Consider the following 19,735-nt stretch of genomic DNA (forward strand, 5'->3'; position numbering starts at 1 on the left):
CGATGCTATGCTGGCGGCTCATGCCGCCAGTGCCCGTTCTGTCATGACCACCAAGAAAGACACCGTGCCCCTGCCCGAAGACCTGCGTGTTTTCCTCACCGTCGTGCGCAAAAGCGGTTTCGCCGCGGCCGCCGATGAACTGGGCCTGTCGCCCGCCTACGTCAGCAAGCGTATCCAGATTCTCGAAACCACCCTCGGCACCCGCCTGCTGCACCGCACCAGTCGGCGCATCGCACTGACCGAAGACGGCGAGCGCGTGCAACGCTGGGCCTTGCGGATTCTCGATGATTTCCAGCAACTGCACGACGAACTGTCCGACGCTCACGACAGTCCGCGCGGGCGTCTGCACCTGTGCAGCAGTTTCGGTTTCGGCCGCCATCATGTGGCGCCGGCCGTGTCGTTGCTGGCCGAGCGTTATCCGGACCTGGAGATTCGTCTCGACCTGTTCGACCGGGTGGTGGACATCGTCAGCGAAGGTTTCGACCTGGAGATCCGCGTCGGCGACGACATTCCCGGTCAGCACATCGGCCGGCGCCTGGTGAGCAACCGGCGGGTGCTCTGTGCCGCGCCTGATTACCTGAAACGTCACGGCGTGCCGCAGGCATTAGGCGAACTGGAGCAGCATCATTGCCTGGTGATCAAGGAGCGCGACAACGCGTTCGGCATCTGGAACCTGGAGCGCGGCGGGGTGCAGGAGAGCGTGCGGGTCAGCGGGCCGTTGTCGTCCAACAACGGCGAGATTGTCTTGCAGTGGGCGCTGGATGGGCGCGGGGTGGTGCTGCGGTCATTGTGGGATGTGAAGCCGTTGCTGGATCAGGACCGGCTGGTGCAGGTGCTACCCGCGTACACCCAGAGCGCCAACGTCTGGGCGGTGTACCCGACGCGGCTGGCGTACTCGGGGAAGTTGCGCGCGTGTGTGGAGTTTTTGCAGGAGCATTTCAAGGGCCTGTCGGTTTAGTCGAGGCCCCGCTCCCACATTTTTTTTGTGTTGTGTCAGTGAAGACCATTGCTCCACAGGCTGGCTGCGTTCAGCCGAGCCAAGGGTTGGCCGTCAGGTGCTCGCGCTCGAACGCCTTGATCTGTTCGCTGCCCTGCAAGGTGCTGCCGATGGCATCGAGGCCGAGCAGCAACGCGGTCTTGCGCAAGGTATCGATGTCGAACGGGATGACCTGGCCGTCCTGCAACTGAATCGCCTGCGCCTCCAGGTCCACGCTGATCTGCGAACGGTCAGGCTGACTGACCACTTGCCCGAGTCGCTGCAACACCGTCTCGTCCAGGGTGATCAGCAGCACGCCGTTGCGCTGACAATTGTCGTAGAAAATCCCGGCAAAACTGCTGCCGATCAGCGCGCGGATGCCCATCTGCTTCAAGCCCCACACCGCGTGCTCACGGCTGGAACCGCAACCGAAATTCGGCCCGACCACCATGAAACGCGCGCCCTGCCACGCCGGCTGATTCAACACGAACTCGGGATTGGGCTGCCCGTCCGGCAAGAACCGCAGATCAAAAAACAGTCCGCGATCCAGCCCGGCGCGGTCGATGCCCTTGAGAAACTGTTTGGGCATGATCACGTCGGTGTCGATGTTGGCCGCCAGCATCGGTGCAGCCTTGCCGCTAACGCGGGTGAACGGTTGCAGGCTCATGGGCGCTCTCCAAAGTGGCGGATATCGGTGAGGTGGCCGCTGATCGCCGCCGCCGCGACCATCGCCGGGCTCATCAGATGCGTGCGCGCGCCGGCGCCCTGTCGGCCTTCGAAATTGCGGTTGGTGCTCGAGGCGCAACGGTCGCCCGGGGCCAGCACGTCGTCGTTCATTGCCAGGCACATCGAGCACCCCGACTGCCGCCACTCGAACCCGGCCTCGATAAAGATCGCCGCCAGGCCTTCGGCTTCGGCCTGATTTCGCACTTCGGTGGAACCCGGCACGATCATCGCCCGCACGTGGTCGGCGACGCGTCTACCGCGCACCACACTGGCGGCATCGCGCAGGTCTTCGATGCGCGCGTTGGTGCAGGAACCGATGAAGGCATGACTGATGACGATATCGCTCAACGGCGTGCCGGCTTCCAGGCCCATGTACGTCAGGGCGCGGCGCATGTCCTGGCGCAGGATCAGGTCGCTGACATCCTGCGGGTCCGGCACCCGGGCACCGATCGGCGAGGCCTGATCCGGGCTGGTGCCCCAGGTGACCATTGGCTCCAGCGCGCTGGCGTCCAGCGATACTTCGCGGTCGAACTGCGCCTGCGCGTCGCTGTGCAGGGCGCGCCACTTGGAGACGGCCTGGTCCCACAGCGCGCCCTTCGGAGCACGGGGCTTGTCCTTGAGGTAATCGAAGACTTTTTCGTCCGGCGCCATGAACGCCCCTCGCGCCCCGGCCTCCACCGCCATGTTGCAGATGGTCATGCGCGCTTCGACGCTGAGCGCATCGATGGTCGAGCCGCGAAACTCGATGGCGTAGCCGGTGGCCCCGGACGCGCCGATCTTGCCGATCAGCGCCATGATCACGTCCTTGGAGGTCAGCCCCGGCGCCAGTTCGCCGTCCACCGTCACCCGCATGCTTTTCAGGCGTTTGTAGACCAGGGTCTGGGACGCCAGCAGGTGCTCGATTTCAGAGGTGCCGATGCCAAAACCGAACGCACCGAGGGCGCCGTAGGTGGTGGTGTGGCTGTCGCCCGCGGCAATCACCATGCCCGGCAGGATGAAGCCCTGCTCTGGAGCGATCACGTGTTCGATGCCCTGGCGCTTGTCGAGAATGTCGAGCAGTTCGATGCCGAAGTCCCGGCAGTTTTCCGCCAGGTACGACACCTGCCGCGCGCCGCCGGCATCCGGCATGGCCGCCACCCGGTTCGGTGCCGTGGGGTTGACATGATCGACCACCGCCAGCGCCGTCCCAGGGCGCCACACCCCGCGTTTGGCCTCGCGCAAACCGCTGAACGCCTGGGGGCTGGTGTATTCGTTGATGACCTGGCGATCGATGTACAACAGGACGTGGCCCTGGTCATCGAGACGACACACCGTATGGGAATCGATATGTTTGTCGTAGAGGGTTCTTGCTGAAGTCATGGGGTATTCGCTCAGGCTCGCGGGTTTCAGGCGTCTGCGCTCCATCTTAGGCAGTCGCCCGGCACCATCAATGGCCGGAAAGTGATCCCTTGGAACATGGTTCGTGTTGGATCAGCGGGGCACACCCATATCCCCCTGGGGGAGCGGGCTTGCTCGCGAAAGCAATCTTTCAGTCAATGAGGTGGCAACTGACACACCGCCTTCGCGAGCAAGCCCGCTCCCACAGGGAATGGCGTGGGCTGGAACAGGAAACATTTACTTTCATATCCCGGTTCGGGATTTCGCATGCTCATTCGTCCTATATAGATGCAGTCGGTTCGCGTAGGCAAAAGCCACGGCCGGCCTTTCATGGACCCCACGCTGGGAAGCCCGCAGCCAAGGCCCTCTCATCGATACAAGACTCTCATCATGTCTAAGAAATCCCGCTCAAAACTCTGGTTTCTGGTGCATAGCTGGCTGGCCCTGCCGATCTGGTTTTTCGTGCTGATCGTCTGTGTCACCGGCACGCTGGCGGTGATCAGCCAGGAAATCGTCTGGCTGGCCAACCCGCAGATGCGCGCCAGCCAGCCCGCCGACGATGCGCCGCTGCTCAGCTACGACCAGATCATCGCCGAGATGAAGAAAGCCGAGCCGAATACCCTGGTGGAGTCCATCAGCCGGCCCGATGAGTCGCATTTCGCCCTTGATGTGAGCGTCACCTACCCCGACGGTCGCACCTCCACGGTGTACGTCAATCCGTACAGCGGGGTGATCCAGGGCACAGCGCCGCAGTTCAACTTCCAGGCGTTTACCCGCGCGCTGCACGGCTGGTGGCTGGTGCCCTTCACCAACGGCTACAGCTGGGGCTGGTACCTGGTGTCGTTCCTCAGCCTGCCGATGCTGGCGTCGCTGATCACCGGGCTGGTGGTTTATAAGCGCTTCTGGAAAGGCTTCCTGAAACCGACCCTGCGCCTGCGTCACGGCGCGCGGATTTTCTGGGGCGACTTCCATCGGCTCAGCGGCATCTGGTCGATCTGGTTTATCGCGGTGATTTCCGTCACCAGCACCTGGTTCCTGCTGGAAGCGTTCCTGTTCGATAACCAGATTTCGATTTCCACCGCGCCGATTGCCCCGGTGGTGGCGCGTGAAAGCGTGCCGCTCACCGCAGATGGCTCGCCGGCGCCGATGATCAGCCTGGAAGCAGCGATCAATCAAGTGAAGCAGCGCATCCCCGGCCTCGACGACAGCTTCGTCAGCTTGCCCGCCAATGCCTACAGCTACCTCTCGGTCGGCGGCCGCAGCTGGTATCCGCTGATTTTCCAGACAGCCGAAATCAACCCGTACACCGGCGACGTTGCCGTCACGCGCCTGCTGTCGGACCGCTCGGGCCTGGAGCTGGTGACCGAATCGATGCGCCCGCTGCACACCGGTGATTTCGGCGGGCTCTGGATCAAGCTGATCTGGTTCTTCTTCGGCCTGCTCCTGAGCATGATGGTCCTCAGCGGCCTGCTGATCTGGACCAAGCGCACCGCGCTGGCCACGGCCAACGCCCTCAAGCGCAGCAACAAGCGCCCGCACACGGCCGACGCGGCTCAAGTCACCCAACACGGCACCACGGAGGTCAGCCAATGAGCCTGTTCGCCGCTGAAAAACCGGGCTCGGGGTTGAGCCGCTTCTGGCACAAATGGCGCTTCCACATCAACGTTCTGCTGTTGCTGGTGCCGTTGGGTTTCATGCCCAAGTACTTTTCCGAAGCCGCGCTGTTTCGCGGGGATACCGGTCTCGGTGAGCGGGAAGTCGGCGAAGTGCAGGTCGGGCCATGGAGCCTGCGCCTGGCCGAATTGCGCAACGAAGCACCACGGCCCGATGCTGCCGGCCCCATGAAAATGTTCAATGCCGCGCTCTGCGACGCCTGCCGCGATCAGGTCAAGGCCACTTACCTGCGCATCGGCAAGCCGCGCAGCTTGCGCGCCGCCGGGGTGATTTTCTTTGGCACGCCGTACCGCATGGGCGCCCTGTTGCCTGTCCCGGAAAAAACCAAGGCTGACGCCGAGCTGTGGATAACCATGGAAGGCTGGGACGGCGCCATGCATCAAGCCTCCATCCCGCTGAGCCAGGCGTCCCCGGCCACCATTGCATGGCTGAACCAACAAGGAGGCAAACCATGATCAACGCATTTCGCCCTCTCCACGCGGTCGTGCTGGTGCTGTGCGCCGGCTTCAGCGCCAGCGCCCTGGCCCACAACCCGATGTGCGAGTGCAAGGCCATCGACGCCGAGCAGATCCAGTGCACCGGTGGTTTCTCCGACGGCAGCGGCGCGCCGGGCGTGACCCTGGACGTGATCGGCTATGACGAAACCATCCTGGTGCCTGGCAAGCTCGGCGCCGATTCAAAATTGACCTTCAAGAAACCCGGTGCCGAGTTCTACGTGCTGTTCGACGCCGGTCCGGGCCACGTGGTCGAGATCGATCAAGCGGACATCGAAGCGCCATGAGTATGCCCACCACCCACGTCGTCCGCCCTGCCGGTGCCGGCCATGAAACCCTGTATGTGCTGCTGTTGTGCCTGATGATCCTGGCGGTCGCCGGCTCGGTGGTCGCCTGGCGCCACGAATCCCGGGAAACCAGCAGCGTCAACAGCCATCAACTGGATGCCCGTCGCGACCTCAGCGCCGCCGAGCAAGGCCTCTACGCCGACCTGCGGGTGACGCTGGACGAGATTCACCTGCTGCGCCAGGAACAGCAAACCCTGCCGACGCCCGAAGCCCTCGCCGACGAAGGTTTCGCGCCGTTCGCCCAGGATGCCAGTTCCATCAGCCGTGGCGCGCATGCCTGGCAATTGCTGGATGCCATGGCCTACTTCGGCCAGAGCCAGGCGCCGAGCGTGGCCGGTTCGTTCCTGATGCGCCTGACCGCTGACGACCACGCGCCTGACGTCTGGCTCAACCGTGCCGCGGGTCTCAAAGCCCCCGCCGACCTCACGGACGCCGCGCTGGAAAGCGCCGGCTGGCAGCAGATCGTCGCGCAATTCGACGCCGGTGTAACCCGCCAGCATCGGCACTGAACCCTCGCCTTCACCCGAGAGAAGACCGCTTTCCCATGCCCATTTCATCTCAACGCTCATTCCTGCGCCTGCTGCTGGTCGGCCTGCTCGCCTGCCTGCTGACGCCACTGGCCAGCGCCGACGAAGCCAAGCGCCTGCGCATCGGCATCACCCTCCATCCTTATTACAGCTACGTGGCCAACATCGTCGGCGACAAGGCCGAGGTCGTGCCGCTGATTCCCGCCGGCTTCAACCCACATGCCTACGAGCCCCGCGCCGAAGACATCAAGCGCATCAGCGGGCTGGACGTGATCGTGCTCAACGGCGTCGGGCATGACGACTTCGCCGACCGCATGATCGCCGCCAGTGAAACGCCAAACGTACCGGTGATCGAAGCCAACGAAAATGTGCCGCTGCTGGCCGCCACCGGGACCGCCGCGCGCGGTGCCGGCAAAGTGGTGAACCCGCACACCTTTCTGTCGATCAGCGCCTCCATCGCCCAGGTCAACAACATCGCCCGTGAACTGGGCAAGCTCGATCCGGACAACGCCAGGACCTACACCCAGAACGCCCGCGCCTATGGCAAACGCCTGCGGCAGATGCGCGCCGACGCCTTGGCCAAACTGACCCAGGCGCCGAATGCCGAACTGCGGGTGGCCACCGTCCACGCGGCCTACGACTATCTGCTGCGCGAATTCGGTTTGGAGGTGACCGCCGTGGTCGAGCCGGCACACGGCATCGAACCGAGCCCGAGCCAGTTGAAAAAGACCATCGATCAATTGCGTGAACTGGACGTGAAAGTGATCTTCTCGGAGATGGATTTCCCGTCCACCTACGTCGACACCATCCAGCGTGAGTCCGGGGTGAAACTGTACCCGCTGTCGCACATTTCCTACGGCGAATACACCGCCGACAAGTACGAAAAGGAAATGACCGGCAACCTCAACACCGTGGTGCGGGCGATTCAGGAGTCGGGGGCATGACCGCGAACGAAAAACTCATTGACGCCCAATCCCCTGTGGGAGCGAGCCTGCTCGCGAAGGCAGTGGATCAGTCAACATCAGTGTCGACTGACACGACGCCTTCGCGAGCAGGCTCGCTCCCACTGCGCGCCGGACCGACCCTGGATTTTGCGGAGGTCAGCCTGACCCTGGGCCGCACCACGATCCTCGACAACGTTACCTTCCAGGTCCAACCCGGCAGCGTGCATGCGCTGGTTGGCCCCAACGGTGGCGGCAAGAGTTCGCTGATCAAGACCCTGCTCGGGCAGATGCCGCATCAGGGTCGCCTGAGCCTGCAATGGCCGGGCGCACCCGGCACCATCGGCTACGTGCCGCAAGCGCTGGAGTTCGATCGCGGCTTGCCGATGACTGTCGACGATTTCATGGCCGCGATGTGCCAGCGGCGCCCGGCGTTCCTGGGGCTGAGCAAGCACTATGCGGCGGCGATCGGCGAAGCGCTGGAACGGGTCGGCATGCAGGACAAGCGCAAGCGGCGCATGGGCGCGCTGTCCGGTGGCGAGCGCCAACGCGTGTTGCTGGCCCAGGGGTTGATCCCGGCCCCGCAATTGCTGGTGCTGGACGAACCGATGTCCGCCCTCGATGAGGCAGGCATCCAGGTGTTCGAACGACTGCTGGGTGACTGGCGCCAGCGCGGCATCACCGTACTGTGGATCGAGCATGACCTGGAAGCGGTCGGGCGTCTGGCGGATCGCGTCACCGGGCTCAATCGCCGAGTGCTGTTCGATGCCACGCCTGATGAGGCACTGACGCCGGAGCGTTTGCTGACCCTGTTTTCCACCCATCCACGGAGCGCTGTCTGATGAGTTACGAAGCTTTTCGTTTGATGGTTCAGGGTTGGGCGTCTTCGGGCTATCTCCCGGAAGCGCTGGCCTATGGATTCGTGGTCAACGCGTTGCTCGCCGGACTGTTGATCGGCCCGGTGCTTGGTGGCCTGGGCACACTGGTGGTGGTCAAGCGCTTCGCGTTTTTCTCCGAAGCGGTGGGTCATGCGGCACTGACCGGCGTGGCCATCGGCATTCTGCTCGGCGAACCCTACACCGGCCCGTACGGCAGCCTGTTCGGCTACTGCCTGTTGTTCGGTATTTTGCTCAACTACCTGCGCAACCGCACGGGACTGGCGCCGGATACGTTGATCGGCGTGTTCCTCTCGGTGTCGTTGGCCCTGGGTGCGAGCCTGCTGCTGATCCTGGCCGGCAAGATCAACGTGCACATCCTGGAAAACGTGCTGTTCGGCTCGGTGCTGACGGTCAACGGCAATGACCTGCTGGTGCTGGCCATCGTCGGTTCACTGGTGATGGCCCTGGCCTTGCCGCTGTACAACCGCATCATGCTCGCCAGTTTCAACCCGCAACTGGCGGCGGTCCGTGGAGTGGCGGTGAAGACCCTCGATTATCTTTTTGTGATTCTGGTGACGATGATCACCGTGGCGGCGGTGAAGGTGATCGGCGCGATCCTGGTCGGTGCGCTGCTGGTGATTCCAGCGGCGGCGGCGCGGTTGCTCAGTCAATCGCTGAAGGGCTTTTTCTGGTGTTCGGTGCTGATCGCCACGCTCAGCACCCTGTGCGGGATTCTCGCGCCGATCGTCTTCGACCTGCCTATCCCGTCCGGCGCCGCGATCATTCTGGTGGCCGGTATCGCCTTCGCCCTCGCCGCCATCGCCCGCGGCATCGTCCCCAGCCTGAAAGGGAACCTTGGATAAATGTCATTTTCTCTGCGTCAACTGACCCTGGCCGTCGCCCTGAGCGGGCTGGTCAACACCGCCTTCGCGGCGGACGGCGGCAAACCGCTGCACGTGCTGGCGTCCTTGCCGATCACTTACGGTTTGGGCGAAGTGTTGCTCAAAGGCACCCACGTCAACCTTGAACGGGCGGCGCCGGATAACCTGCCCGGCAGCCGCCAGAGCGCGTACTTCACCGGCCGTGGTGCGCCGGCGCTGGCCAAACTGGCGAGCGACGCCGACGCCGTGATCGGCGTGCGTTCGCTGTGGGCCGATGATCCGCTGTACCCGATCTCGCGGCGCAGCAACATTCGGATCGTCGAAGTCGACGCCGCCCGCCCGGTGGACGGCGCCCTGCCCGGCATCGCGGTGCAGCCAGGGAACAAGGTCGACGGGTTGAACAGCCAGCCGTGGCTTTCCAGCAACAACATGGGACGCATGGCGGACGTAATGGCGGCGGACCTGGTGCGCCTGGCGCCGGACGCCAAGCCAATCATCGAGGCCAACCTCGCGGCGCTGAAGCAGCGTTTGCTCAAGTTCAGCGCCGACAGCGAAGCGCGGCTGGCCAGTGCCGATAACCTGAGTGTGCTGAGCCTCAGTGATCACTTCGGTTATCTGGTGGGAGGGCTCAACCTGGAGCTGATCGGCGTCGATGCGCGCCCGGATGCCGAGTGGACGCCGGACGCGCTGAAGCAGTTGGGTGCGACCTTGAAGGACAATGACGTGGCAGTGGTGTTGCATCACCGGCAGCCTTCGGATGCGGTGAAAGCAGTGATTGCCGAGGCGGGAAGTCGGTTGGTGGTGTTGAGTGTGGACGCGGCGGATCCAGTGGCTGAGTTGGAGGGGAATGTGGATTTGGTGATCAAGGGGTTGAGCGGGGCTTAGGGTGGGTGGGCTCTGCAGGGTGATTCGGGTTCACAGCGGTTCCTGCAGGAGCGATGGCTCCGGGAATCCAGGCGATAAAAAGCCCGCCGATCGACGATCCAGCGGGCTGGCATGCACACGAAAATCCTAGCGGGCCACGGCCGCCTGCTCTTCCATTTTCTTGCGCAAACTCAACGGGCGCATGTCCGTCCAGGTCTCTTCGATGTACGCCAGGCATTCCTTTTTCAGACCGCTCTTGCCCACGGTGCGCCAGCCCTCGGGCACGGCTTTGTAGTCGGGCCAGATCGAGTACTGCTCTTCGTGGTTGACCACCACCTGAAAAAGAATGTCTTCGCGGTCGAATACTGAAGTCATGGTGTCTCTCCATCGCTGTTAGGTGGGCTGCACTGCGTGCGCAGCCGTTATGTAGAAAGAACGTTCCGGGGCCCGGGAAATTTAGAGGCCGGCGGTGGCAGCGGCCATCGCCCGTCCGAAAATCTCCGCCACCCGATCGATTTCCGCCGCAGTGATCACCAGCGGCGGCAGGAAGCGCACCACACCGCCATGACGTCCGCCCAGTTCGAGAATCAAGCCGCGCTTGAGGCATTCACGCTGAACCAACGGCGCCAGGCGACCGAACACCGGTGGATGACCTTGCGCATCCGGCACACCCGTCGGATCAACCAGTTCAACGCCGAGCATCAACCCACGACCCCGAATATCGCCCAGTTGCGGAAAGCTCCGCTGCAGGATGCGCAGGTGTTCGCTCAGGCGCTCACCCATGGCGGTCGCGTGCTCGCATACCTTGTGTTCCACCAGATAACGCATGACCGCCGAGCCCGCCGCCATCGCCATCTGATTGCCGCGGAAAGTGCCGGCATGGGCGCCCGGCAGCCAGGTGTCGAGCCAGTCGCGGTAGACCACCACCGCCAGCGGCAAGCTGCCACCGATGGCTTTGGACATCACCACCACGTCCGGAACGATCCCGGCATGCTCGAAGGCGAACATTTTGCCGGTGCGGGCAAAACCGCTCTGGATCTCGTCGACGATCAGCGCCACGCCCGCCTGCTCGGTGATTCGCCGCACGCCGCGCAACCAGTCGAGGTCAGCCGGGATCACCCCACCCTCGCCCTGCACCACTTCCACGATCACCGCCGCGGGCAATTGCACGCCGGCCTCGGGGTCGTTCAGCAGGTTTTCCAGGTAGTTGAGGTTGACCTGCACCCCTTGCGCACCACCAAGACCAAACGGGCAACGGTAATCGTAGGGATACGGCATGAATTGCACGCCATTGCTGAGCAACGCGCCCAACGGCTTTTTCGGCCCGAGGCTGCCCATCAGGCTCAGCGCGCCCTGGCTCATGCCGTGATAACCACCCTGGAACGACAGCACAGTGCTGCGTCCAGTGGCGGTGCGTACCAGTTTCAGCGCGGCTTCCACCGCATCGGTCCCGGTCGGGCCACAGAACTGGATCTTCGCTTCAGCAGCCAGGGCCGGCGGCAGCAGCGCAAACAGGTCCTGGACGAACTGGTCCTTGACCGGGGTGGTGAGGTCGAGGGTGTGCAGCGGCAGTTCATCGGTCAGCACTTGCCGGATCGCTTCAATCACCACCGGATGGTTATGCCCCAGGGCCAATGTCCCGGCGCCGGCCAGGCAGTCGATGAAACTGCGGCCCTCGACGTCTTCGACATAAATGCCCTTGGCACGCTTGAGCGCCAGGGGAATGCGCCGCGGGTAGCTGCGGGCATTCGACTCCTGCTGGCTCTGGCGCGCCAGCAAGGGCGATTCACTGAATTGATAAAGCGTCTCGGCCGACGCCGGAGTGATCCGTGCCGACTGATCTTCCATAAGACTGGTAGCAACTGACATCTCTCGCCCCCTCAGATAAAGGTTTTCCTGTTCTGGAAACGCATCAGCGCGCCGAGGATTTAGACCCTTGATCAGCTTTCTCAGAAGGGGCCGGCAGGGCCTTGTGCATGGGAATGGCGTGGAGCCCGGCGGAGCTGAAACTTTCAGCGCAGGGCTGATAGCCAAGTCGACGATAAAAGGGTTCGCCGGTTCGCGTACTGTTGAGCCGAGCCTGCGCCAGGCCCTGGTCAATCAGCCAACCTTCCAGATCCCGCACCAGCGCCAGTCCAGCTCCCCGTCGAAACCACTCCGGCTGCACGTAACAGAACGCCACCTTGCCGCTGATCGCCGCCATCGCCACACCCACCGGTTTGTCCCGCAACAGCGCAATGTTCAGGTACAAGCGCGGGTCAGTCAGCCAGGGCTGGATGTGTTCGACGGATGTGTTGCGGGTCCAGGTAGCGACGGTTTGCGGGTCGTTACGGTGGTCGAGTACGCAACCGACGCGGATCGACCGCTGGACGATCCGGCTGATGATGCCGGCATCGGCGGGAGTTGCCTTGCAGATGTTCAGGGGTGCATCCATGGCGCTGTGACCTCAATCCATTGAGAGAAAGCTGTCGCGGAAGATAGCGCCGGGGGTGACGGGAATGCCAATGGAGAGCCGTTACATTTGATGTGCAACCCACATGGGTCCTGAGGTGATGGTCAGATGGGCTGTAGAGGCATCGTCAGCTCGACCCGCAAGCCATCCGGCCGGCTGTCGAAATGCAGCGAACACCCGCAGCGCTGAACGATCGCCTGGACAATCGCCAGCCCGAGGCCGCAGCCGGTACTCTGGCCATTGCGCCAGAAGCGTTGGGTCAGGTGTTGCAGATCGTCGGCGGCAATGCCAGGACCGTGGTCGCGCACCACGAACTGCACGCGATTGCCGGTGGTTTCCAGGCTCAGCTCGACGGGACCGTCGTTCGGCGTATGGCGCAGGGCATTGTCCAGCAGGTTGCGCAACGCGGCGATCGACAGCACGGCGGGCATTTGCACCGGAGCTTGGGAGGCGGACGTCGGCACCTTGAACCGGATGCGCTGGCGGTCGTCGCTGGCGGCATCCTGAATCGCCAGTTTCGCCACTTGTTCGGCGCTGCATTGCACGCCGTCATCGAACGACAGGCTGCCCTCGACCCGCGCCAGCAACAGCAATTGTTCAAGGGTCCGATGCAAGCGGTCGGCGCCCTCCTCGGCCCGGGCCAGGGACTGGTCCCGCGCCGCGCCGTCGGTCATGCGCGCCACTTGCAGGTGGGTCTTGATCGCCGTCAGCGGGCTGCGCAGTTCATGGGCCGCGTCACCGGTCAGACGGCGCTCGCGTTCAATGGTCTTGCCGATGCGCTGGAACAGCTGGTTCTGGGTGTCCAGCAACGGTTGCAACTCACTGGGCAGCGGCTGAATCTGCAACGGTTCCAGCGAGTCGGCGCTCCGGCGCATCAGGGCATCGCGCATGCGGTTCAGCGGCGCCAGGCCTTGGCCGATGCCGAGCCACAGCAGGCACAGGCAACCGAGCAACGCCACGCCGACCGGCACCGAAGCCGCCAGCAGGATCGACATGTTCAGGGCTTCCCGCTCGATCTGCCGATCCGCGGTGGTGATGCGCAGATCGCCACGGGCCAGGGTGAAGCTGCGCCAAGGCGCGCCGTCGATCATCTGATCGTGGAAACCCATCTTTTCGGCTTCCAGGGTTTGCTGCGGATCGGTGTGGCTGCGCGCGAGGATTTCGCCGCGCAGGGAGCTGACCTGACAGGCCATGCCCCCCGGAATGTTCAGTTGTTCGGCGCTGAAATGGGTGCCCTCGCCCTTGGTCGGCAAGGCCGGCAATTGCTCCATCAGGCCGGCGACCATGCGCGCCGATGCCACCAGGCGCTGGTCGAGGGAAAACATCATCTGGTTGCGCAGGTCGCTGAGCATCCAGGCGGCCGCCAGGGCCCAGATCAACGCAAAAGCGGCGCCGAGGGTCAGGCTCAGGCGCAAACGCAGGCTCATCACTTTTTCACGTCCTCTGCGCCATCGGCCGGCCCCAGGCGATAGCCCAGGCCGCGCACCGTCTCGACGATGCCATTGCCGAGTTTGCGCCGCAGGTGATGGATATGCACATTCAGCGCGTTGCTCTCCAGTTCATCGTTGAAACCATACACGCTGTCTTTCAACTGTTCGGTGGACAGCACCCGGCCACGGTTATGCAACAAGGCCTGCAACAGCGACTGTTCGCGACGGGACAGGTCCACCGGCTGCCCGCCGAGCATGGTTTCGCGGCTGCTTGGGTCGTAGGTCAAGCGACCGTGCTCGATCAGGTTGACGCTGCGTCCCGCCACCCGCCGCAACAACGTGTGCAGACGCGCGGCAAGCTCACGCAGGTCGAACGGCTTCAGCAGGTAATCGTCGGCACCCGCCTGCAGGCCATCGACGCGGTCCGTGACCGAATCCCGCGCGGTGAGAATCAACACCGGGATCTCCAGGCCGCTGTGGCGCAACTGCTGCAACAGCTTCAAACCGTCCTCATCGGGCAGACCGAGATCGAGCACCATCACGTCGAACTCGGCGACCTTGAGCATGCCCCGCGCCTTGGAGGCGGTGTTGACGTGCTCAACCGTCAGGCCCTGCGCCGTCAGCCCGGCCACGATCCCGCTGGCGATCAACTCATCGTCTTCGCAAACCAGTACGTGCATGGGAGCTCCATTGGCAAAAACGTGAGTCAAACAGATGAGGATTAAGCCGCAATTATGACAAGCGACTGGCCGGACGAAAAGCGCGATTCCGTTTTGTATAAGTATTGGCGCCAATTGAATAAATGCAAGTCATGTAACACTTCTAACTTGCGCACCACAACTTCCAATCAACACCTACAAACCAGAAACAAATAGCCTCAAGAAATCGATATTGGAAAATTATTACGCAAGTTAATCTTCAATCGTTTCTCACGACAAATAAAACCAACTAAGCATCACTATACTTTAACGGACAACAATAATGGCCACCTTCAAAAACATTGTTGCGATCGACTGGCGTGCCGGACCTGACCGCATTTACTTCTTTTTCAAAGACACCGACACTTATTCCCGCTACAACATTGCCGACAGAAGCATACCGGACATGTATCCCGCGCCGGTCAAAGGTAACTGGAAAGGGTTCGAGCCGTACGCCAGATATCTACGCTTCGGTTTCACCACGACGTCGCTGGGCAAAGGCCTGTTCGACGATAGCGATATCGCGTGGTTATTCTATTATCAGGGTGATACGCCGATGGTCTGTGCCTACGATCAGGACACGGATAACGCCGCCGCTTTTTATAAAGTCGCCGATTCTATCTGGGCGCCCATACTCCCCTACTTCGATAACATTGTGGCCGGGACGTGGCTGCAAATTTCCGGGCACCCCTTCCTGTTTCGCTTCCTTTTGAATAACGGTCATTTCTTATCCTTCGACTACAGCGACAACAAGAAACTTGCTTACAAGGCAATTACCAATAGCAGCATGCGCGGACTCGAACCTTACAAACATCGCATCATCACGGCGGCACAAAACGATCGGGCCTTTGCCGACAGTTACTGGTACATCTTCCTCACCGACAATAAGTACCTGGTTTACAACATCCAGAAAGGTTGGGTCGAAGGTGGCTTGCGTAACATCAATGACCTGACCTGGCCCGGCCTTTTACGGGGTCAATAATCCGATGATTACGCCAGGGTGAACCAAAATCTCATTGGCCCGGCGCATGGAAAGACCCGGTTAATCATTGGTTAATCGCGACCCTCCACTGTGCACCCCACTTGCACAGGAACAAGGCTTTTCCATGCGTCACTATTTTCTACTGTTTATTCTGTTGATCTCGGGTCTGGCCCAGGCAGGGACCGACCCGTTTGCGAAAAAAGCGGAGTTTCTGCCGGTCGACAAAGCCTTCATCCTGACCTCCGAGCGTCTGGAATCTGGTGAAACCCAACTGTTCTGGCAGATCGCCGACGGGTACTACCTCTATCAGAAACGCCTGAAATTCGATGGGCTGGCGCCGGACCATTTACCGTCATTGCCCGACGGCGAATCCCACAGTGACGAGTTCTTCGGCGAACAGCCGGTGTATCGCCAGGGGCTGGAATTGAAGATCCCGGCCGGCGCCACCGGTCAGATCAAAGTGGGCTATCAGGGCTGCGCCGATGCCGGCCTGTGTTATCCACCACAAACCCGGGTGATCGACCTCGGCGGCGCAGCGGCAGCGCAATCCGTCGGCGAAGCTCCGGATCAGGCCCTGGCCAGCAGCCTGCAACAACGGGCGCTGGGCTGGAGCTTGCTGGTGTTCTTCGGGCTGGGCCTGTTGCTGGCCTTCACCCCTTGCTCGTTGCCGATGCTGCCGATCCTGGCCGGTTTGATCGTCGGCAGCGGCGCCACGCCCCGACGCGGCTTTGCCCTGGCCACCAGCTATGTGGTGAGCATGGCTTTAGTGTACGCGGCGATGGGCGTACTCGCCGCGCTGCTGGGGGCGAATGTGCAGGCGCTGCTGCAAAACCCGTGGTTGCTGGGCAGCTTCGCGGCGGTGTTTGTACTGCTGGCGTTGCCGATGTTTGGATTCTTCGAGCTGCAACTGCCGGTGGCCGTGCGCGATCGGTTGGAGAATGTGTCGCGCAACCAACGCGGTGGCAGCCTGCTCGGTGCCGGTGCGCTGGGCGCGTTGTCGGGCCTGCTGGTCGGCCCGTGCATGACTGCGCCGCTGGCGGGTGCCCTGCTCTACATCGCGCAAAGCGGTAACGCCCTGCACGGCGGGCTGATTCTGTTCGCCATGGGCATCGGCATCGGCGTGCCGCTGTTGCTGCTGGTGACGGTCGGCAATCGCTTCCTGCCCAAACCCGGTGCGTGGATGAACCTGCTCAAAGGCGTGTTCGGCTTCCTGTTCCTCGCCACCGCGTTGCTGATGCTGCGTCCGGTGCTGGACGAGTCGCTGTGGATCGGCCTGTGCGGCGCGTTGCTGCTGATCGCCGCGTACAGTGCCTGGAAACAGTCGGAAGGTTTCGGCCGCATCGCCCATCTGTTCGGCGCCAGCGCGTTGCTGCTCGGCTTATGGGGCAGTCTGTTGATCATTGGCGCGGCGGGCGGCGGCGATGATTTGTTCAAACCGCTGCGGGTGTACAGCGCGGCAAACGCCAGCGCTGTGGCCCGCCCGGTCGGGCACGACGCGTTCACCACGATCAACGACCCGGCCGTTCTGCAACAAGAGCTGGACGCGGCAAAGACTCAAGGCCAGTGGGTGCTGCTGGATTACTACGCTGACTGGTGCGTGTCGTGCAAGGTCATGGAAAAACAGGTGTTCGGCCAGGCCCGCGTGCTCGATGCATTGAACGGCGTGCGCTTGCTACGGCTGGACGTCACCGCCGACAATGCCGCCAGCCGCGAATTGCTCAGCCGTTATAAAGTGCCGGGGCCACCGAGTTTTCTGTGGATCGGTGCCGACGGTGAAGAACGTCGCAGCCAGCGCATCACCGGCGAGGTCGATGCCGACACCTTCCTGCAACGCTGGACCACCACCCGAGACGCCCGTTAATGCTGACCTTTACCCTCGGCACGTTTGCCATCGCGCTGAACCACCTGCTGCTGATCAGTGCCCTGGCGCTGGCGACGTTTGTCGGCTGGCGGGCGGCCAAGCGCGGTGGCGAAAATCCCGAGTCGGTGCTGTTCAGCCTGTTTCTGTTGGGCATGCTCGCGGCGCGGATCAGTTTCGTCGCGGTCTACTGGACTCACTATCGCAACGATCCGTGGCAAGTCATCGACCTGCGCGATGGCGGTTTCCTCGCCTTGCCGGGGGTGATTGCACTGCTGCTCGCCACGCTGTACCGCGGCTGGCGTCGCCCGGGTTTGCGCCGGCCATTGGGCTTTGGCGTGGCCAGCGGCCTGGCGTTCTGGTTGCTGGCGACGTTCTCCCTGAGCATCTACGAACAAGGCACGCGCCTGCCGGAGATCGCCCTGCGCAACGCCGCCGGGGAAACCGTGCAACTGACGGATTACCAGGGCGGGCCATTGGTGATCAATCTCTGGGCCACCTGGTGCCCGCCGTGTCGCCGGGAAATGCCGGTGCTGGAAAACGCCCAGCAACAGCGCCCTGACCTGACCTTCCTGTTCGTCAACCAGGCCGAAAGCATGCAAAGCGTCAGCACCTTCCTGGAAACCCAGGGCCTGAGCCTGTCCAACGTGCTGTTCGATGGCAGTGGTCGCCTGGGCCAGGCCGTCGGCTCCATGGCGTTGCCGACTACGCTGTTCTATAGCCCCGACGGTCGTCTGTTGGGCAGCCATCTGGGCGAGCTGTCAGAGGCCAGCCTGGCCCGCGCCCTGGAAAACTTCGATACCCCGAATCCGGCCGAACCGGCCACCTCGTCAAGGAAATTGCCATGCCCCGCCTCCGCCACCTGCTGACACTGACCCTCGGCGCTGCCTTGCTGCATTTGCCGTCGGTGCAGGCTGCCGAAGAACTGCCTGAGGCGATCAAGAAGATCGAAGCCAAGGGCGCGAAGATTGTCGGCCAGTTCGACGCCCCCGACGGCCTGCGGGGTTACGCCGCGCAATACCAGAACCGCGGCATGGCGCTGTACCTGACGCCGGATGGCAAGCACGTGCTGCTGGGTAACTTGTACGACGCCGACGGCAACGACCTGAGCAGCGCGCCGTTGCAGAAACTGGTGTACGCGCCAATGTCCAAGGAAGTCTGGGGCAAGATGGAAGCCAGCAACTGGATCGGTGACGGCAACAAGGACGCCCCGCGCGTCGTCTATCTGTTCAGCGACCCTAACTGCCCTTACTGCAACATGTTCTGGGAACAGGCGCGACCATGGGTGAAGGCCGGCAAGGTACAGCTGCGGCACATCATGGTCGGGATCATCCGCGAAGACAGTCCGGGTAAATCGGCTGCCTTGCTGGCGGCGAAGGATCCGCAAAAAGCCCTGCAAGATCACGAAGGGGCCGGCAAGGCCAGTACGCTCAAGGCCCTGAAAGACGTACCGCCGGCCATTCAGGCGAAACTGGCGGCGAACATGCAGTTGATGGAAGACCTGGAGTTGCAGGCGACACCGGCGATTTTCTACATGGACGACAAGGGCGAGTTGCAACAGCAGCAGGGTGCGCCTTCGCCGGACAAGTTGGTGAAGATTCTCGGGCCGAAGTAACGGGTGTGCTCGCTCCTGCAGGGAACGGTCAAACCGCGCGATTCCTCTCGCTTAAAAACATCAACAACGCCTCCGTGACAAACGAAGCATTTTCCAGATTGGAGATATGCCCCGCCTCCGGCACCAGTACATACGGACAACCGATCAGCTCCGCCATTTCTTTCGCCTCCGCCGGTGGCCGGGGAATATCCTGATCACCACAGACCACCAGTGTGGTACGAGCATTCAGTTCACCCAGACGCGGCAACAGGTCATCCCGCCCAAACGTGATCCGCCCCATCGGCACGATGCTTTCACGCAATCGATCCGCGGGGAGCAGCGCCAGTGAGGCACGAAACTCCTGATAAAGCACCGACTCCCGATCGATGCCGGGACGGAAGAAAATCGGCACTACGATATCCAGCAGCTGCGGCGTTATCTCGCCCGTGTCTTCGATCTGTTTCAACAACGAAAAATAATAGTCGCGGGTCGGTGCCGGCTCGCTGCCGAGGTAGGTGTCCATCAACACCAGACCGTTGATTCGTTGCGGTGCCGACAACGCCAGTCGCGCACCCCACATGCCACCCACCGACAGCCCCGCCAGGGTGAACCGATCGATGCCCAGATGATCCAGCAACGCCAACTGCTGTCGTGCGATGTCGTCCAGGGTTGTGGTGCCGTCGGGCAGCGGCCCGGATTGACCGTGGCCCCAGAGGTCCGGGGCGATCACCCGGTAATGGCGTGACAAGGCGAGCATCTGCGGCACCCATTGGGCATGGTCCCAGAGGTAACTGCCGGCCAGGACGACGGCCGGGCCGGTGCCTTGGTCGAGGTAGTGAAGTTTCTGTCCGTCAATCGTAACGAAAGGCATTGGGCTGTCTCCATTGCCAAAAGGGAGACGGCAGACTGGGTTGGCAGGACTCGGCAGTCAACTCGTCAATTGTCGCAAAATCCGATGAGGCCATCGCGAGCAGGGTCGCTCCCACAGGAGGAATGCATTCCACTGTGGGAGCGGGCTGCCCGCGAAATGGCCGGT

Annotated in this window: 21 protein-coding genes; 13 read left to right on the forward strand and 8 right to left on the reverse strand. The window is 62.6% G+C overall.

The annotated features are described in order from the left end of the window. Nucleotides 1–7: 7 nt before the first annotated feature. Nucleotides 8–958 (forward strand): LysR substrate-binding domain-containing protein, encoded by a 951-nt coding sequence (locus NTD84_RS00815; RefSeq protein ID WP_262162780.1) that lies wholly within the window; start codon nucleotides 8–10, stop codon nucleotides 956–958. Nucleotides 959–1,028: 70 nt separating this feature from the next. Here the strand turns inward: NTD84_RS00815 and leuD are convergent, their stop codons facing one another. After that, a complete protein-coding gene (gene leuD, locus NTD84_RS00820; protein WP_262162783.1) occupies nucleotides 1,029–1,643 on the reverse strand; it encodes a 3-isopropylmalate dehydratase small subunit in 615 nt (204 codons plus the stop codon). Beyond that, nucleotides 1,640–3,061 carry a 3-isopropylmalate dehydratase large subunit gene (leuC, locus tag NTD84_RS00825; RefSeq protein WP_262162786.1) on the reverse strand — a complete coding sequence of 474 codons (1,422 nt, stop codon included), beginning with the start codon at nucleotides 3,059–3,061 and terminating at the stop codon, nucleotides 1,640–1,642. The genes leuD and leuC overlap by 4 nt, the downstream gene beginning before the upstream one ends. Nucleotides 3,062–3,469: 408 nt before the next feature. Here leuC and NTD84_RS00830 point away from each other — a divergent pair, with 408 nt between their 5' ends. From NTD84_RS00830 to NTD84_RS00865, 8 genes are read left to right on the forward strand one after another with little or no spacing between them, the layout of a single operon-like run. After that, the gene (locus NTD84_RS00830) at nucleotides 3,470–4,672 is read left to right on the forward strand and encodes a PepSY-associated TM helix domain-containing protein (protein WP_262162788.1); all 1,203 of its coding nucleotides are present in this window, start codon (nucleotides 3,470–3,472) and stop codon (nucleotides 4,670–4,672) included. Continuing rightward, the gene (locus tag NTD84_RS00835; protein ID WP_262162790.1) at nucleotides 4,669–5,208 is read left to right on the forward strand and encodes a thiamine pyrophosphate-binding protein; all 540 of its coding nucleotides are present in this window, start codon (nucleotides 4,669–4,671) and stop codon (nucleotides 5,206–5,208) included. The genes NTD84_RS00830 and NTD84_RS00835 overlap by 4 nt, the downstream gene beginning before the upstream one ends. Beyond that, on the forward strand, nucleotides 5,205–5,534 hold the full coding sequence (locus tag NTD84_RS00840; protein ID WP_262162793.1) for a hypothetical protein: 330 nt from the start codon (nucleotides 5,205–5,207) through the stop codon (nucleotides 5,532–5,534). Before NTD84_RS00835 ends, NTD84_RS00840 begins: the two co-directional genes overlap by 4 nt. After that, entirely contained in the window at nucleotides 5,531–6,103 is a 573-nt protein-coding gene (locus NTD84_RS00845; RefSeq protein ID WP_262162797.1) for a DUF6162 family protein, read from the forward strand. The genes NTD84_RS00840 and NTD84_RS00845 overlap by 4 nt, the downstream gene beginning before the upstream one ends. Nucleotides 6,104–6,138: 35 nt before the next feature. Continuing rightward, nucleotides 6,139–7,065, forward strand: a complete 927-nt coding sequence (locus tag NTD84_RS00850; protein ID WP_262162799.1) for a metal ABC transporter substrate-binding protein — start codon at nucleotides 6,139–6,141, stop codon at nucleotides 7,063–7,065. Further along, nucleotides 7,062–7,904 carry a metal ABC transporter ATP-binding protein gene (locus tag NTD84_RS00855; protein WP_262162801.1) on the forward strand — a complete coding sequence of 281 codons (843 nt, stop codon included), beginning with the start codon at nucleotides 7,062–7,064 and terminating at the stop codon, nucleotides 7,902–7,904. Before NTD84_RS00850 ends, NTD84_RS00855 begins: the two co-directional genes overlap by 4 nt. Beyond that, a complete protein-coding gene (locus NTD84_RS00860; protein ID WP_262162802.1) occupies nucleotides 7,904–8,803 on the forward strand; it encodes a metal ABC transporter permease in 900 nt (299 codons plus the stop codon). Before NTD84_RS00855 ends, NTD84_RS00860 begins: the two co-directional genes overlap by 1 nt. Next, the gene (locus NTD84_RS00865) at nucleotides 8,804–9,706 is read left to right on the forward strand and encodes a metal ABC transporter substrate-binding protein (RefSeq protein ID WP_262162803.1); all 903 of its coding nucleotides are present in this window, start codon (nucleotides 8,804–8,806) and stop codon (nucleotides 9,704–9,706) included. A gap of 126 nt (nucleotides 9,707–9,832) precedes the next feature. Here the strand turns inward: NTD84_RS00865 and NTD84_RS00870 are convergent, their stop codons facing one another. The 5 genes from NTD84_RS00870 to NTD84_RS00890 all read right to left on the reverse strand — a co-directional run bounded on the left by NTD84_RS00870 (nucleotide 9,833) and on the right by NTD84_RS00890 (nucleotide 14,247). After that, nucleotides 9,833–10,060 carry an MbtH family protein gene (locus NTD84_RS00870; RefSeq protein WP_262162804.1) on the reverse strand — a complete coding sequence of 76 codons (228 nt, stop codon included), beginning with the start codon at nucleotides 10,058–10,060 and terminating at the stop codon, nucleotides 9,833–9,835. Nucleotides 10,061–10,141: 81 nt separating this feature from the next. Next, nucleotides 10,142–11,554 carry an aspartate aminotransferase family protein gene (locus tag NTD84_RS00875; RefSeq protein ID WP_262162807.1) on the reverse strand — a complete coding sequence of 471 codons (1,413 nt, stop codon included), beginning with the start codon at nucleotides 11,552–11,554 and terminating at the stop codon, nucleotides 10,142–10,144. A 43-nt stretch (nucleotides 11,555–11,597) separates the two neighbouring features. Then, a complete protein-coding gene (locus tag NTD84_RS00880; RefSeq protein WP_262162808.1) occupies nucleotides 11,598–12,119 on the reverse strand; it encodes a GNAT family N-acetyltransferase in 522 nt (173 codons plus the stop codon). A gap of 122 nt (nucleotides 12,120–12,241) precedes the next feature. Beyond that, on the reverse strand, nucleotides 12,242–13,567 hold the full coding sequence (locus NTD84_RS00885) for an ATP-binding protein (RefSeq protein ID WP_262162810.1): 1,326 nt from the start codon (nucleotides 13,565–13,567) through the stop codon (nucleotides 12,242–12,244). Further along, nucleotides 13,564–14,247: a response regulator gene (locus NTD84_RS00890; RefSeq protein ID WP_262162813.1), complete on the reverse strand. Its 684-nt coding sequence runs from the start codon at nucleotides 14,245–14,247 to the stop codon at nucleotides 13,564–13,566. The genes NTD84_RS00885 and NTD84_RS00890 overlap by 4 nt, the downstream gene beginning before the upstream one ends. 301 nt (nucleotides 14,248–14,548) lie before the next feature. Here NTD84_RS00890 and NTD84_RS00895 point away from each other — a divergent pair, with 301 nt between their 5' ends. The 4 genes from NTD84_RS00895 to dsbG all read left to right on the forward strand — a co-directional run bounded on the left by NTD84_RS00895 (nucleotide 14,549) and on the right by dsbG (nucleotide 18,720). Then, on the forward strand, nucleotides 14,549–15,247 hold the full coding sequence (locus NTD84_RS00895; RefSeq protein WP_262162814.1) for a hypothetical protein: 699 nt from the start codon (nucleotides 14,549–14,551) through the stop codon (nucleotides 15,245–15,247). A 124-nt stretch (nucleotides 15,248–15,371) separates the two neighbouring features. Next, nucleotides 15,372–17,108, forward strand: a complete 1,737-nt coding sequence (dsbD, locus tag NTD84_RS00900; protein ID WP_262162816.1) for a protein-disulfide reductase DsbD — start codon at nucleotides 15,372–15,374, stop codon at nucleotides 17,106–17,108. Further along, complete coding sequence (locus NTD84_RS00905; RefSeq protein ID WP_262162817.1) at nucleotides 17,108–17,974, forward strand: TlpA disulfide reductase family protein; 867 nt, start codon at nucleotides 17,108–17,110, stop codon at nucleotides 17,972–17,974. The genes dsbD and NTD84_RS00905 overlap by 1 nt, the downstream gene beginning before the upstream one ends. Further along, nucleotides 17,950–18,720, forward strand: a complete 771-nt coding sequence (dsbG, locus tag NTD84_RS00910; RefSeq protein ID WP_262162818.1) for a thiol:disulfide interchange protein DsbG — start codon at nucleotides 17,950–17,952, stop codon at nucleotides 18,718–18,720. The genes NTD84_RS00905 and dsbG overlap by 25 nt, the downstream gene beginning before the upstream one ends. A 28-nt stretch (nucleotides 18,721–18,748) precedes the next feature. Here dsbG and NTD84_RS00915 read toward each other — a convergent pair whose 3' ends face one another. Then, nucleotides 18,749–19,570 carry an alpha/beta fold hydrolase gene (locus NTD84_RS00915; RefSeq protein ID WP_262162820.1) on the reverse strand — a complete coding sequence of 274 codons (822 nt, stop codon included), beginning with the start codon at nucleotides 19,568–19,570 and terminating at the stop codon, nucleotides 18,749–18,751. Between the last annotated feature and the right edge of the window lie 165 nt (nucleotides 19,571–19,735).

The organism is Pseudomonas sp. 14P_8.1_Bac3, assembly GCF_025466085.1.
Classification (GTDB): Bacteria; Pseudomonadota; Gammaproteobacteria; order Pseudomonadales; family Pseudomonadaceae; genus Aquipseudomonas.

Bases quoted from the DNA above. Each gene is read 5' to 3' on its own strand.
- NTD84_RS00815 (WP_262162780.1), top strand. From the start codon at position 8: ATGCTGGCGGCTCATGCCGCCAGTGCCCGTTCTGTCATGACCACCAAG.
- leuD (WP_262162783.1), bottom strand. From the start codon at position 1,643: ATGAGCCTGCAACCGTTCACCCGCGTTAGCGGCAAGGCTGCACCGATG.
- leuC (WP_262162786.1), bottom strand. From the start codon at position 3,061: ATGACTTCAGCAAGAACCCTCTACGACAAACATATCGATTCCCATACG.
- NTD84_RS00830 (WP_262162788.1), top strand. From the start codon at position 3,470: ATGTCTAAGAAATCCCGCTCAAAACTCTGGTTTCTGGTGCATAGCTGG.
- NTD84_RS00835 (WP_262162790.1), top strand. From the start codon at position 4,669: ATGAGCCTGTTCGCCGCTGAAAAACCGGGCTCGGGGTTGAGCCGCTTC.
- NTD84_RS00840 (WP_262162793.1), top strand. From the start codon at position 5,205: ATGATCAACGCATTTCGCCCTCTCCACGCGGTCGTGCTGGTGCTGTGC.
- NTD84_RS00845 (WP_262162797.1), top strand. From the start codon at position 5,531: ATGAGTATGCCCACCACCCACGTCGTCCGCCCTGCCGGTGCCGGCCAT.
- NTD84_RS00850 (WP_262162799.1), top strand. From the start codon at position 6,139: ATGCCCATTTCATCTCAACGCTCATTCCTGCGCCTGCTGCTGGTCGGC.
- NTD84_RS00855 (WP_262162801.1), top strand. From the start codon at position 7,062: ATGACCGCGAACGAAAAACTCATTGACGCCCAATCCCCTGTGGGAGCG.
- NTD84_RS00860 (WP_262162802.1), top strand. From the start codon at position 7,904: ATGAGTTACGAAGCTTTTCGTTTGATGGTTCAGGGTTGGGCGTCTTCG.
- NTD84_RS00865 (WP_262162803.1), top strand. From the start codon at position 8,804: ATGTCATTTTCTCTGCGTCAACTGACCCTGGCCGTCGCCCTGAGCGGG.
- NTD84_RS00870 (WP_262162804.1), bottom strand. From the start codon at position 10,060: ATGACTTCAGTATTCGACCGCGAAGACATTCTTTTTCAGGTGGTGGTC.
- NTD84_RS00875 (WP_262162807.1), bottom strand. From the start codon at position 11,554: ATGTCAGTTGCTACCAGTCTTATGGAAGATCAGTCGGCACGGATCACT.
- NTD84_RS00880 (WP_262162808.1), bottom strand. From the start codon at position 12,119: ATGGATGCACCCCTGAACATCTGCAAGGCAACTCCCGCCGATGCCGGC.
- NTD84_RS00890 (WP_262162813.1), bottom strand. From the start codon at position 14,247: ATGCACGTACTGGTTTGCGAAGACGATGAGTTGATCGCCAGCGGGATC.
- NTD84_RS00895 (WP_262162814.1), top strand. From the start codon at position 14,549: ATGGCCACCTTCAAAAACATTGTTGCGATCGACTGGCGTGCCGGACCT.
- dsbD (WP_262162816.1), top strand. From the start codon at position 15,372: ATGCGTCACTATTTTCTACTGTTTATTCTGTTGATCTCGGGTCTGGCC.
- NTD84_RS00905 (WP_262162817.1), top strand. From the start codon at position 17,108: ATGCTGACCTTTACCCTCGGCACGTTTGCCATCGCGCTGAACCACCTG.
- dsbG (WP_262162818.1), top strand. From the start codon at position 17,950: ATGCCCCGCCTCCGCCACCTGCTGACACTGACCCTCGGCGCTGCCTTG.
- NTD84_RS00915 (WP_262162820.1), bottom strand. From the start codon at position 19,570: ATGCCTTTCGTTACGATTGACGGACAGAAACTTCACTACCTCGACCAA.